This window comes from Pseudomonas sp. TYF_14 (assembly GCF_043105275.1).
Lineage (GTDB): Bacteria > Pseudomonadota > Gammaproteobacteria > Pseudomonadales > Pseudomonadaceae > Aquipseudomonas > Aquipseudomonas alloputida.
Map to the genome: position 1 here is coordinate 146,474 of NZ_JBICLK010000027.1, position 12,515 is coordinate 158,988.

Annotated in this window: 11 protein-coding genes; 6 read left to right on the top strand and 5 right to left on the bottom strand. The window is 63.7% G+C overall.

Annotation, left to right across the window (positions count from 1 at the left end; all coding sequences use genetic code 11):
- Positions 1-54 precede the first annotated feature (54 nt).
- Genes ftsX through ftsY form a run of 3 tightly spaced genes read right to left on the bottom strand, consistent with a single transcriptional unit; the run spans position 55 to position 3,235 of the window.
- A complete protein-coding gene (ftsX, locus tag ACF8O8_RS07600; protein ID WP_010955647.1) occupies positions 55-1,080 on the bottom strand; it encodes a permease-like cell division protein FtsX in 1,026 nt (341 codons plus the stop codon).
- Positions 1,077-1,748 carry a cell division ATP-binding protein FtsE gene (ftsE, locus tag ACF8O8_RS07605; protein WP_003249079.1) on the bottom strand — a complete coding sequence of 224 codons (672 nt, stop codon included), beginning with the start codon at positions 1,746-1,748 and terminating at the stop codon, positions 1,077-1,079. The genes ftsX and ftsE overlap by 4 nt, the downstream gene beginning before the upstream one ends.
- Before the next feature lie 2 nt (positions 1,749-1,750).
- Entirely contained in the window at positions 1,751-3,235 is a 1,485-nt protein-coding gene (gene ftsY, locus ACF8O8_RS07610) for a signal recognition particle-docking protein FtsY (protein WP_392509457.1), read from the bottom strand.
- A gap of 231 nt (positions 3,236-3,466) precedes the next feature.
- On the opposite strand from ftsY, the gene ACF8O8_RS07615 reads away from it, so the two are divergent.
- From ACF8O8_RS07615 to ACF8O8_RS07640, 6 genes are all read left to right on the top strand, one after another.
- The gene (locus ACF8O8_RS07615; RefSeq protein WP_004575476.1) at positions 3,467-4,822 is read left to right on the top strand and encodes a pitrilysin family protein; all 1,356 of its coding nucleotides are present in this window, start codon (positions 3,467-3,469) and stop codon (positions 4,820-4,822) included.
- A complete protein-coding gene (locus tag ACF8O8_RS07620) occupies positions 4,815-6,305 on the top strand; it encodes a pitrilysin family protein (protein ID WP_010955650.1) in 1,491 nt (496 codons plus the stop codon). The genes ACF8O8_RS07615 and ACF8O8_RS07620 overlap by 8 nt, the downstream gene beginning before the upstream one ends.
- A complete protein-coding gene (rsmD, locus tag ACF8O8_RS07625; protein ID WP_010955651.1) occupies positions 6,305-6,907 on the top strand; it encodes a 16S rRNA (guanine(966)-N(2))-methyltransferase RsmD in 603 nt (200 codons plus the stop codon). The genes ACF8O8_RS07620 and rsmD overlap by 1 nt, the downstream gene beginning before the upstream one ends.
- A 90-nt stretch (positions 6,908-6,997) precedes the next feature.
- Positions 6,998-8,299 carry a M16 family metallopeptidase gene (locus tag ACF8O8_RS07630; RefSeq protein WP_392509458.1) on the top strand — a complete coding sequence of 434 codons (1,302 nt, stop codon included), beginning with the start codon at positions 6,998-7,000 and terminating at the stop codon, positions 8,297-8,299.
- Positions 8,292-9,662: a pitrilysin family protein gene (locus ACF8O8_RS07635; RefSeq protein WP_350298469.1), complete on the top strand. Its 1,371-nt coding sequence runs from the start codon at positions 8,292-8,294 to the stop codon at positions 9,660-9,662. The genes ACF8O8_RS07630 and ACF8O8_RS07635 overlap by 8 nt, the downstream gene beginning before the upstream one ends.
- Positions 9,663-9,722: 60 nt before the next feature.
- Positions 9,723-10,715 (top strand): hydrolase, encoded by a 993-nt coding sequence (locus ACF8O8_RS07640; RefSeq protein ID WP_392509459.1) that lies wholly within the window; start codon positions 9,723-9,725, stop codon positions 10,713-10,715.
- Positions 10,716-10,817: 102 nt separating this feature from the next.
- Here the strand turns inward: ACF8O8_RS07640 and ACF8O8_RS07645 are convergent, their stop codons facing one another.
- Complete coding sequence (locus ACF8O8_RS07645) at positions 10,818-11,672, bottom strand: sulfurtransferase (RefSeq protein ID WP_274146463.1); 855 nt, start codon at positions 11,670-11,672, stop codon at positions 10,818-10,820.
- 35 nt (positions 11,673-11,707) lie between these two features.
- Positions 11,708-12,373, bottom strand: coding sequence for a TetR/AcrR family transcriptional regulator (locus tag ACF8O8_RS07650; RefSeq protein ID WP_129933516.1), 666 nt, complete (start codon positions 12,371-12,373; stop codon positions 11,708-11,710).
- Between the last annotated feature and the right edge of the window lie 142 nt (positions 12,374-12,515).

Here is a 12,515-nt window from a genome sequence, read left to right on the forward strand (position 1 = left end):
GAACGACGGTACAAGTTCCACAGTGAAGAAAATGTCAATGCTGGCACGTAAAAACTATCGCGGCGCCAGCTCGTTCAAGTGGCGGGCGACTGCAATCCATGCACCGATATACCCCAACAACACTGCTCCGATCAAGAGCGACAGACCATCGGAAGCCGGAACGCCGCCCAAGGCGAAGTCACTGCCATACAGCCCGGAAAGCCCTACCACCGCCTCGTTCAGCCAGTTCAGGCCAAACGCCAGGATGCCCCACGCCAGCAGGCCTGCGCCCAGGCCATACAGGGCGCCCATGTACAGGAAAGGCCGGCGCACGTAGGCGTCGGTGCCGCCGACCAGCTTGATCACTTCGATCTCGATACGACGGTTTTCAATGTGTAGACGAATTGTGTTACCGATTACTAACAGCAGGGCAGAAATCAGCATCACGGCCAGGCCGAAGACGAAGCGATCACCCAGCTTGAGGATGGCTGCCAGGCGCTCGACCCAGACCAGGTCCAGTTGCGCCACGTCCACCCGCGGCAGCTCCGACAGGCGCTGACGCAAGGCGTCCAGCGCCGGTTTGTCGACCTCGGTCGGGGTTACCACCACCACACCCGGCAGTGGGTTGTCAGGCAGTTCGCGCAAGGCCTCGCCCAGGCCGGACTGCTGCTGGAACTCCTCCAGGGCCTGCTCGCGGCTGACATACTGGGCGTCCGCCACGCCAGGCATGCCCTTGATCTCGTCGCGCAGCGCTTCGCCATCGCGGCTGCCGGCATCGAGCTTGAGGTACAGCGAAATCTGCGCAGCGCGTTGCCACGAACCGCCAAGCTGCTCGACGTTCTTCAGCAACAAGGACAGGCCCATCGGCATGCTCAGCGCCACGGCCATGACCAGGCAAGTGAAGAAGCTGCCGATCGGCTGCTTGCCCAGGCGGCGCAGGCTGTCGGCCAGGCTGGCACGGTGGCTTTCCAGCCAGGCATGCAGCAGGGTGCGGAAGTCCGGGCCATCATCGTCTTCACCGCGCTTTTTCTTCGCAGGTTGCGGATCGGCCGGTTTCGGTGCGACCCGCTCGGAAACCTTCGGCGTACGTGTTGTGTTCATTGCCCGGCCTCCCCATCGCCGATCAAGCGGCCGCGTTGCAAGGTCAGCATGCGGTGACGCATGCGCGCGATCAGCGCCAGGTCGTGGCTGGCGATCAATACCGTCGTGCCCAGGCGGTTGATGTCCTCGAACACGCCCATGATCTCTGCAGCCAGGCGCGGGTCGAGGTTACCGGTGGGCTCGTCGGCCAGCAGCAGAGCCGGCTGGTGAACGATGGCGCGGGCGATACCCACCCGCTGCTGCTGCCCGGTGGACAGGTCGGCCGGGAACAGCTCGCCTTTGTCGGACAGCGATACACGCTCCAGGGCCGAGTCCACGCGCTTGGCGATCTCGACCTTGGACAGGCCGAGAATCTGCAGCGGCAAGGCAATGTTGTTGAACACGGTGCGGTCGAACAACAGCTGGTGGTTCTGGAACACCACGCCGATTTGCCGGCGCAGGAACGGGATTTGCGCATTGCTGATCTGGCCAAGGTCCTGCCCTGCCAGCATCAGCTTGCCGCTGGTCGGGCGCTCCATGGCCAGCAACAGGCGCAGCAAGGTGCTCTTGCCAGCGCCCGAGTGGCCGGTGACGAACAGGAATTCGCCCCGGCGCGCCCGGAAACTCAGCTCATGCAAACCCACATGACCGTTGGGATAGCGCTTGGCAACCTGCTCGAATCGGATCATGGTCAATCTCGCTCGGCGAACAGAGCCTTGACGAACGGCTCGGCTTCGAAGGTACGCAGGTCGTCGATGCCTTCACCGACGCCGATGAAACGGATCGGGATGTTGAACTGCTTGGCCAGGGCGAAGATCACCCCGCCCTTGGCAGTGCCGTCCAGCTTGGTCAGGGCCAGGCCGGTCAGCTCGACGCTCTGGTTGAAGTACTTGGCCTGACTGATGGCGTTCTGGCCGGTGCCGGCGTCAAGCACCAGCAGCACCTCGTGCGGCGCCTCAACGTCGAGCTTGCCGATGACCCGGCGAACCTTCTTCAGCTCTTCCATCAGGTTGTCTTTGGTGTGCAGGCGGCCGGCAGTGTCGGCGATCAGCACGTCGACGCCACGCGCCTTGGCGGCCTGCACGGCATCGAAGATTACCGAAGCAGAGTCGGCACCCGTGTGCTGGGCGATCACCGGAATCTGGTTACGCTCGCCCCACACCTGCAACTGCTCGACCGCCGCTGCGCGGAAGGTATCACCGGCAGCCAGCATGACCTTCTTGCCTTCCAGTTGCAGCTTTTTCGCCAGTTTGCCAATGGTGGTGGTCTTGCCGGCGCCGTTCACGCCCACCACAAGGATCACATAGGGTTTGTTCTGGGCCTGTACGTTCAGCGGCTGCTCGACCGGGCGCAGCAGCGCAGCCAGTTCTTCCTGCAACGATTTGTACAGGGCATCGGCATCGGCCAACTGCTTGCGCGCGACCTTCTGGGTCAGGTTCTGGACAATGGCCGAGGTAGCCTCCACACCCACGTCGGCAGTCAGCAGGCGCGTCTCGATTTCGTCGAGCAGGTCGTCGTCGATGACCTTCTTGCCGAGGAACAGGCTGGCCATGCCCTCGCCGATGCTGGCACTGGTCTTGGACAGGCCTTGCTTGAGGCGCGCGAAGAAGCCGGGCTTGGCCTGTTCGACGGGTGCAGCAACAGTGGCTGGTGCCGCGCGTTCCGGGATTGCGGGCGGTGCCTTCGGCTCCAGGTCCGGCACCAGGGCCACGGGCTCTTCGGCAACCGGCAGCACCAGGTTGCTGACCGGCGCTGCGGCCTCGACAGGGGCAGACTCGACAGGGGCCGCCTGCAAGGGCATGGACGCAACCGGCTGCGGTGCAGGTGCCACCAGCGGCTGGGATGCGACCGGCTCTGGCTCAGGCGCCTGCAACGGCTGCGACGCAACCGGTTCAGGGACGGGGGCCTCGACTACCGGAGGCCGGGCCGGTGCGGCGACCGGCTGCGGCTCAGCCAGCTGTGGGGCAGCAGGGGCCTGAACGGGTTCGGGGGCCTGTGGCGCTTCGGCGGCAGATCCCTCGACCGGAGCGGCTGCAGACTGCTCGACAGCGGGGGGTTCATGCGCGGGCACGCCCGCTCCCGCAGGTGGCTGCGGCTTCTTGCGAAACCAGCTGAACAGGCCTTTCTTCTCACCAGCCTCGGCCGGCGCTTTTTTGTCGTCGTTGGAACCAAACATGGAAGACGGCTATCTCAGGGTAGCGATAGGCCAGCTACGGCCAATCGGGAATTCTCTCTACGCAGAACAGACTATCTTGAAGCCGGCTGGTTCATGCGCAACGTTTTGACTTAGTGTCCTGTGGGCCAGAACGGCGACAGGCATGGTCGCCAGGCAACCGGATCAGTATCCTAGCACCTCCTGGCCCGCCGACGCTAAACCCAGCGGGCCGCCGAACAGGTTAAACACCGTATGAATGCTCTAGCCCGCCGCGCCGCTGGCCTGTTGCTCGGCACGCTTTGCCTGCCGCTCGCGGCCTTCGCCGCCGATGTGCAACCCACCCACGAATTCATCCTCGACAATGGCCTGAAGGTCGTGGTCCGCGAAGACCATCGTGCCCCGGTGGTGGTCTCGCAGATCTGGTACAAGGTCGGCTCCAGCTACGAGACCCCGGGCCAGACCGGCTTGTCCCATGCGCTGGAACACATGATGTTCAAGGGCAGCGCCAAGGTCGGCCCCGGCGAGGCCTCGCGCATTCTGCGTGACCTCGGCGCCGATGAAAACGCCTTCACCAGCGACGATTACACCGCCTATTACCAAGTGCTGGCCCGCGACCGCCTGCCGGTAGCCCTGGAACTGGAGGCCGACCGCCTTGCCAGCCTGCGCCTGCCTGCCGACGAGTTCAGCCGCGAAATCGAGGTCATCAAGGAAGAACGCCGCCTGCGCACCGACGACCAGCCCAATGCCAAGGCATTCGAGCTGTTCCGCGCCATGGCCTATCCGGCCAGCGGCTACCACACGCCGACCATTGGCTGGATGGCCGACCTGGAGCGCATGAAGGTCGAGGAACTGCGCCACTGGTACGAGTCCTGGTACGCCCCCAACAACGCCACCCTGGTGGTGGTCGGTGATGTCACCGCCGACGAGGTCAAGGGCCTGGCGCAGAAGTATTTCGGCAATATTCCCAAGCGCGCCGTACCGCCAGCCAAGCTGCCTCTGGAGCTGGCTGAACCAGGTTGGCGCCAGTTGACCCTGCACGTACGCACCCAGCTGCCAAGCCTGATCTACGGCTTCAACGTGCCCGGTCTGCCCACCGCCAAGGACCCTCGGACGGTACATGCCCTGCGCCTGATCTCGGCACTACTCGACGGCGGCTACAGCGCCCGCATGCCGGCCCGCCTGGAGCGTGGCCAGGAACTGGTGGCCGGCGCGTCGTCCAGCTACAACGCCTTCACCCGCGGCGACAGCCTGTTCCTGATCTCGGCGACGCCGAATGTGCAGAAGCAGAAAACCCTCGCCGACGTCGAGAAAGGCATCTGGCAGCTGCTTGAAGAACTCAAGAGCACGCCGCCCAGCGCCGAAGAGCTGGAACGCGTACGCGCCCAGGTCATCGCCGGCCTGGTCTACGACCGCGACTCCATCAGCAGCCAGGCCACCACCATCGGCCAGCTGGAAACCGTCGGCCTGTCCTGGAAGCTGATCGACAGCGAACTGGACGAGCTCAAGCGCGTCACCCCGCAGGACATCCAGAACGCCGCGCGCACCTACTTCACCCGCGAACGCCTGAGCGTTGCCCATGTACTGCCCGAGGAGTCCGCCCATGAGTGATCGCCGCGCACCACGCCCAACCCTGCTGGCCACGGGCATTCGTGCCCTGGCGCTGGCGGCAGTGCTGGCCGCTCCGGCCATGGCCGATAACGCTGCCAAGGCCGACAGCAGCGCGGCCCGCCCGGCCAACACCTTGCAGTCGCTGGCCGAACTGAATGGCAAGGCACCCAGCCGGCGTCAGTTGAACATCCAGCACTGGAACACCGCCGAAGGTGCCCGGGTGCTGTTCGTCGAAGCCCGCGAACTGCCCATGTTCGACCTGCGCGTCACCTTCGCTGCCGGCAGCAGCCAGGATGGTGGCACGCCAGGCCTGGCCGCTCTGACCAACGCCATGCTCAACGAGGGCGTGGCCGGCAAGGACGTCACCGCCATCGCCGAGGGCTTCGAAGGCCTGGGCGCAGACTTTGGCAACGGCTCCTACCGCGACATGGCCGTCGCATCGCTGCGCAGCCTCAGTGCCAAGGACAAGCGCGAACCGGCCCTCAAACTGTTTACAGAGGTGGCGGGCAAGCCGACATTCCCCGAGGATGCCCTCAAGCGCATCAAGAACCAGATGCTGGCTGGCTTCGAGTATGAGAAGCAAAACCCCGGCAAGATCGCCGGCAAGGCCCTTTTCGGCAAGCTCTATGGCGACCACCCCTACGCCCACCCAAGCGACGGCACCGCCGAGAGCATCACGGGCATCAGCCTTGCGCAGTTGCGCGCGTTCCACGCAAAGGCCTATACCGGCGGCAATGCGGTAATCGCCCTGGTCGGCGACCTCAGCCGTGCAGAGGCCGAAGCCATCGCCGCACAGGTGTCTGCCGGCCTGCCCAAGGGCCCTGCGCTGGCCGCACCGGCCCAACCCGCAGACGCCAAGGCCGGCCTGACCCACATCGACTTCCCGTCCAAGCAGACCCACCTGATGCTGGCCGAACTGGGGATCGACCGCCAGGACCCGGACTGGCCAGCCCTGTCCATGGGCAACCAGATCCTTGGCGGTGGCGCCTTCGGTACCCGGCTGATGAGCGAGGTGAGAGAGAAGCGCGGCCTGACCTACGGCGTGTACTCGGTATTCAGCCCGATGCAGGTACGCGGCCCGTTCATGATCAACCTGCAAACCCGTGCCGAGCTCAGCGAAGGTACGCTCAAGCTGGTGCAAGGCATTCTCGCCGACTACCTGAAGACGGGCCCGACCCAACAGGAACTGGACGATGCCAAGCGCGAGCTGGCCGGCAGCTTTCCGCTGTCCAACGCCAGTAATGCCAGCATCGTCGGCCAACTGGGCGCAATCGGCTTCTACAACTTGCCGCTGACCTGGCTTGAGGACTTCATGCAACAGTCCCAGGCCCTTACCGTCGAACAGGTCAAGGCAGCCATGAACAAACACCTGTCAGCCGATAAACTGGTGATCGTCACCGTTGGCCCGAAAGTGCCACAAAAACCGCTGCCAGCACCCACTGACAAGCCCTCCGAGCAACCGCTCGGGGTACCGGAGCACTAATGCCAAGATCCACCCCTCCCGCCCGCCCGCAAGCGGGCCAAAGCAAGGGCCAGGGCCACCTGCGCATCATCGCCGGCGAATGGCGCAGCCGCCGCCTGGCGGTGCCGGAAGGCGAAGGCCTGCGGCCAACGCCTGACCGCGTGCGGGAAACCGTATTCAACTGGCTGGCCCCCTACATCGAGGGCGCCCGCGTGCTGGACGCCTTCACCGGTAGTGGTGCCCTGGTGCTCGAAGCCCTGTCCCGTGGGGCCGAGGACGCCGTGGCGCTGGACAGCAACCCTGCGGCCATCGCCAACCTGAAGAACAACCTCGAAATCCTGCGCTGCCCTCGCGGGCAAATCCTGCAAACCGACGCCCTGCGCTACCTGCAAGGCCCGGCCAAGCAGCAGTTCGATGTCGTGTTCCTCGACCCGCCGTTCCATCAGGACCTGCTGGCCAACACCTGCAACATGCTGGAGCAGAATCAGTGGCTGGGCGAGCAGGCATGGGTCTACACCGAAAGCGAAGCGGCACCCTCGACCTTGCAGCTGCCGGGCAACTGGCGCCTGCACCGCGAGAAGAAGACCGGCCAGGTGCACTACGCACTCTGGCAGCGGGGCTGATTACCCGCGGCTTGGGTGTACTTAGTTACCGCACCCCACCTGCGCCATGGTTGAAGCTGCACCTTCATTTCCTGAAGGAGCAGTTCAACCATGGCCGAACACCCCTCCCCGCCGCTAATGGCAGCCTCGAAAGGTTCTTTTACCCTCGCCAACGGCCTGCACGTCTGCCTGCGTGAAGACCACCGTGCGCCACTGGTCAGCGTGCAGCTGTGGTACCACGTAGGCTCCAGCTACGAACCTGAAGGCCACACCGGCCTGTCCCATGCCTTGGAGCATCTACTGTTCGAGGGCAGCAGCAAACTGGCGCCTGGCCAGTACTCAACCCTCATGACCCGCTTGGGCGGCGACCCGAATGCATTCACCTATGCGGATGCCACGGTATTTCCGCTCACCTTGCCAACCCGCCACCTGGAAATTGCCCTGGAGGCCATGGCTGATGTCATGGCCAGTGCCACCCTCGGCGATACGCCCTTTGCTCGGGAACTGGCAGTGGTCATGGCTGAGCGACGCGAGGCAGTGGACAACAACCCTTGGGCATTGGCGCTGGAGCATCACGACTTGCTGGCTTACGGCAATAGTGGCCATGGCACGCCTGTCATTGGCCACATGTCAGATCTGGAGAGCCTCACTCCAGCCGCAGCGCGTACCTGGTACAAGACCTGGTACCACCCCAACAATGCCACCCTCGCCGTGGCCGGCGACATCAGCCTGCTACAACTGCAAACCTTGGTGACGCGCCACTTTGCGGCGATCCCCGCCCATCGCTTGCCGATGCGGCCCTTACCCCCAGGGCCCTCCTCCCAGGGCCGGCGTTTTCAGACGCTGCGCCTGCCAGGCTTGCACAACGGCGTGATCATAAGCTTCAAACTACCCAGCCAGCGTACCGCGCGGTCTGCCAGGCAGGCCTACGCGCTGCGTCTGCTTCCCGATCTGCTTGCCAACGGCTACAGCAGCATCCTCCAGCGCAGGCTGCTGCTGGACGAACCAATCCTGCAATACATCAAAGCGACCTATGAACCCTGGCAGCGCGGTGACAGCTTGCTGACCCTTTACGCGTTCTGCAGCCCACACGTAACCCCGCAGACCGCCGCCGAACGACTGATGCAGGAGATCGAAGCGTTTCGCCAGTCGGCGCCAGCCAAGGAACACCTGCAACGTGCCAAGGCTCGTCTGCTGGCCAGGCTGTTGTTCGAACGGGACGACATTGCCGAGCAGGCCCAAACCATGGGTAAACAGGCCGCCTGTGGCTTGCCGGTTATTTCGCTCGAGGAAGAACAACAGGCCATCGAGACCGTGACAGCCGAGCAGGTAGGCCTGGCTGCCTATGAATTCCTCACCCATTCCCGTGCAGCCTTCACGTTCACGCACCACAAGGAAAGCGCTCATGACTGACTCAACGACCCTGCAACAGCCTGCCGGAGCCAACAACCTCTACGGCGGGCTGCTCTCTGCCCAGGGACTTGACCTGGACCAGTTCGAAACCATCCATACACAGGTTCAAGCGTGGAAGACGACTGCGGGCACGGACGTCAAATTCGTTGAAGCACGGGAACTGCCAATCGTTGACGTGATACTACGGTTCAAGGCCGGCACCACGCAGGACACTCTGTACCCTGGCCTGGCAGCCTTGACGCTCTCCATGCTCGATGAGGGTAGCCAAGCCTACACGGCTGCCCAGCAGGCTGAGCACCTGGAGCGCCTGGGGGCGGTCATGGAAAAACAAGTACGTCTGGAACATGCGACGCTGCGCCTTCGCAGCCTTAGCCCCCCTTCTCTGCTCGACCCGGCCTTGGCGGTGTTCACCGACCTCGTGGCCCACCCTGTCTTCCATCCAATGGCCCTGACCAGGATCAAGCGCCAGTTGCTGCAAAACCATGCATCGCGCGAGCGGCTACCCATCCTCAGAGCACGTAGCGAAGTCTTCCGCCACCTGTTCAACGGGCATCCTTACGGCAACCCTCTGGGCAGCACCGCTCAAGGTATCGAGGCCATTACCCCTGAGGACTTGCGGGCATTCCACCAACGCGCCTACAGCGCCAGCAACCTTGAGATGGTCGTGGTAGGCGACCTTTCGCCTGGACAAGCCCAAGCCATCTCACAACAGATCAGCCAGGCCCTGCCGCAAGGCTGGTCGGCCACTGAACTACCGGCGGCCCCATCAGCTCCCAGCGCGACGATAGCCGTCGAGCAGGCTGGCGCCAGCAGTGCGATCCTGCTGGCACTGCCAATGAACGTACCCGCCAACGATCCGGAGTTTCTGGCCCTGGCCTTGGCAAGCGCTGTTCTGGGAGAGGGCCTCGAGTCGCGCTTGATGGTGGAGTTGCGCCAACGACGCGGCCTGACCTACGGCGTGCACACGCATGTATTGCCATTGAGTGCAGGCGGCCTGTTCACCGTGGAATGGGAGGTTGCGCCCCAGCATGTGCAGGGCACGCAGGCACTGGTAGAAACCCTGCTGCAGGCGTTCATCGACGAAGGGCCCACCCAGCTGGAGCTGCAACTGGCACGCAAACAGCTGGAAGGGCAGTTGCTGCGAGGGATCGCGCAGAACAGGCAACTCGCAACACTGCTGACGGAAGTAACCCATCAGCGGCAACCTGCCGATCATCTCGACACGTACAGCGCCCGTATTGCCGAACTTACCCCGGCAGATGTCCGAGCCGTCATGCAGCGCCGGCTGGCCCTGAGCCACAAGGTAGTTGTCAGTGTCGGACCAGGCGTTCAGCAACAGCCGCTGCCAGCCCCCGACCAATAGCGCAGGTACTGTGGCGCTGTTTCATGGCAAGCTAGCAGGGCACATCATGAGCCACCCAGCATGCCCAGCCACAACGCCACATTCCGTCCGGCCATCGGCCTGTCCAATCCCCACCTGCAGACCCTGTGGGGGCCGCTCTGGCGCAAGCTGCCTGAGCTGCAGCGTGACCGAGAGCGGCTGTGGCTGGCCGACGGCGACTTCATCGACCTGGACTGGCATGGCCCGCACCAACCCCATGCGCCACTGGTCATCGTGCTGCATGGGCTGACCGGCTCGTCTCACTCGCCCTACGTGAAAGGCTTGCAGCAAGCGCTGCAAGATCGCGGCTGGGCCAGTGTGGCCGTGAACTGGCGGGGTTGTTCAGGCGAGCCCAACCTGTTGCCGCGCAGCTACCATTCCGGCGCCAGCGAAGACCTGGCGGAAATTGTCAGCCATCTTCGCGCCCAGCGCCCGCTGGCGCCGCTGTATGCAGTGGGTTATTCGCTGGGTGGCAATGTACTGTTGAAATACCTGGGAGAGAGCGGCGTCGCCAGCCAACTGGAGGCAGCGGCTGCAGTTTCGGTGCCCTTTCGCCTGGACCACTGTGCCGACCGTATCGGCCAAGGGTTCTCCAAGGTGTATCAGGCGCATTTCATGCGCGAGATGCTGGCGTATGTTCAGCTCAAGCAGCGGCACTTCCACGCCCGGGGCCAGCATGAACAGCTGGCGACACTGGAACGCCTGGGCCAACTCACCAATTTGCGCACATTCTGGGACTTCGACGGTAAAGTCACTGCACCGCTCAATGGCTTTCGCGATGCGCACGACTACTATCGCCGCTCATCCAGCCACTTCTTCCTTGGCCAGAACCGCACACCTACGCTGATCATCCATTCCAGCGATGACCCGTTCGTGTCCAGCCACAGCCTGCCGACGGCCCGTGAACTGTCACCACAAATCCGCTTCGAACTGCATGACCGCGGTGGGCATGTGGGCTTTGTCGATGGCAGCCTGCGAAATCCGGGGTACTACCTGGAACGACGGATTCCGCAGTGGCTGGTGGACGGTAGCTAGCCCTCGAATTGGTAAAGGCTGCGCGCCCCCTGTGGGAGCGGGCATGCCCGCGAACACCGGCATTGCCGGTGCCACCCACCGCGGGGGTTCAACCCGGTCTGCTTACTCGCCGGTGGCCACAGCATGCTGCGGGTTGTTGATCCACTCACTCCACGACCCCGCATACAGCTTGCCCAGCGGGTACCCCGCCAGCGCCAGCGCAAACAGGTTATGGCAAGCGGTTACCCCAGACCCACAATAAGACACCAACTGCTCCGGCGCCCGTCCAGCCAGCTTTTCGGCAAAACGCTGCTTTAGCTGATCCGCCGGCAGAAAACGCCCGTCAGCCCCCAGGTTGTCGGTAAACGCCGCACACTGGGCACCGGGAATATGCCCCGCCACCGGGTCGATCGGTTCCACTTCACCACGAAAACGCGGCAAGGCACGCGCATCGATCAAGGTCAGGTCTGTGCTACCAAGGCGCTTGCCCAGATGGTCGGCATCGATCACCAGCTTCGCGTCAGGTTCACCACTGAAAGTGCCCTCACGTTTGGGTGGAGGGTCCAGGCTCAACGGCAGGCTCGCTGCGTGCCAGGCCTTCAGGCCACCGTCGAGAATCGCCACACCACTGCGCTTGCCCAGCCAGACCAGTAGCCACCAGGCGCGGGCGGCAAAGGCGCCGGGGCCGTCATCGTACAGCACCACCTCGCTGTCGTTGTTCAGGCCCCACTCTCGCAGGCGCTCGACCAGCCGCTGCGGATCGGGCAATGGGTGGCGCCCGGTGCGCCCCTTGCTCACCGGCCCGCTGAGATCCCGGTCCAGGTCGGCAAAATGCGCCCCCTCAATATGCCCCTGGGCATAGCTGCGCTGGCCATAGTCCACATCCTCGAGGGCAAAGCGGCAGTCGAGGATCACCAACTTGGGCGAGCCCAGACGCTCGGCCAACTGCTGCGGGGTGATCAATTGCGCAAGGGGCATGACAATCTCCTGATCGATGGCACGAGAGCCCTGGGCTAGAGCTCCAGGGCCTGGTTGAACGGTACATGGAATTCCTGACACAGCGCGTCTACGGCAGTACGGGCATTGTCGGTGACGAAACCGAGCTCCAGCACCAGCACCTGATAGACGCCGCGCTTGAAGGCTTCTTCACCCAAGTGCGCAGAATGTTCACGCGTGGTGCTGAGAAAACGTACCCATGATGTCAGCACGATCCAGGCGTTGATGGTCAGTGACTCGATCTGCGCCGGCACCATGGCCAGGATGCCAGCCTCGACGAAGCCGCGGTAGATCGCCTGGCCCTGGCGCAGGCAGCGCTCGGAAAAACGCCGGTAACGGGCGGCCAGTTCGGCATCGCTGTCCAGCAGATGCTCCAGGTCACGGTGCAGGAAGCGGTAGTTCCACATCGCCGCCAGCAAGGCCTTGAGGTAGAAGCGTTTGTCTTCCACGGTTGCCGCGCGGCCCTGCGGCGGACGCAGAAAGCTGTCCACCAGCGCTTCGTACTGGCTGAACAACAGGGCGATGATCGCCTGCTTGTTGGGGAAGTGGTAATACAGGTTGCCGGGCGAGATTTCCATGTGCGCGGCAATGTGGTTGGTACTGACGCTGCGTTCGCCCTGCTGGTTGAACAGCTCCAGGCTGTTCTGCACGATGCGCTCTCGGGTCTTCATGCGCGGGGCCATGCTCGCTCCCAGTCTGCGGGCCTTCATCAAAGGTTTATCTTACGGCGTATTACAGATGGAATGCACCGTTGAACGGCATGTAAAAATTCGCACCATGGTCCAAATTAGAGTATAGGCTCTAGGCAACCCCGGCCCGGACTCG

Coding starts and splice junctions, on each gene's coding strand:
- ACF8O8_RS07630 (WP_392509458.1), top strand. CDS start 6,998: ATGGCCGAACACCCCTCCCCGCCGCTAATGGCAGCCTCGAAAGGTTCT.
- ftsY (WP_392509457.1), bottom strand. CDS start 3,235: ATGTTTGGTTCCAACGACGACAAAAAAGCGCCGGCCGAGGCTGGTGAG.
- ACF8O8_RS07620 (WP_010955650.1), top strand. CDS start 4,815: ATGAGTGATCGCCGCGCACCACGCCCAACCCTGCTGGCCACGGGCATT.
- rsmD (WP_010955651.1), top strand. CDS start 6,305: ATGCCAAGATCCACCCCTCCCGCCCGCCCGCAAGCGGGCCAAAGCAAG.
- ftsE (WP_003249079.1), bottom strand. CDS start 1,748: ATGATCCGATTCGAGCAGGTTGCCAAGCGCTATCCCAACGGTCATGTG.
- ftsX (WP_010955647.1), bottom strand. CDS start 1,080: ATGAACACAACACGTACGCCGAAGGTTTCCGAGCGGGTCGCACCGAAA.
- ACF8O8_RS07635 (WP_350298469.1), top strand. CDS start 8,292: ATGACTGACTCAACGACCCTGCAACAGCCTGCCGGAGCCAACAACCTC.
- ACF8O8_RS07645 (WP_274146463.1), bottom strand. CDS start 11,672: ATGCCCCTTGCGCAATTGATCACCCCGCAGCAGTTGGCCGAGCGTCTG.
- ACF8O8_RS07650 (WP_129933516.1), bottom strand. CDS start 12,373: ATGGCCCCGCGCATGAAGACCCGAGAGCGCATCGTGCAGAACAGCCTG.
- ACF8O8_RS07615 (WP_004575476.1), top strand. CDS start 3,467: ATGAATGCTCTAGCCCGCCGCGCCGCTGGCCTGTTGCTCGGCACGCTT.
- ACF8O8_RS07640 (WP_392509459.1), top strand. CDS start 9,723: ATGCCCAGCCACAACGCCACATTCCGTCCGGCCATCGGCCTGTCCAAT.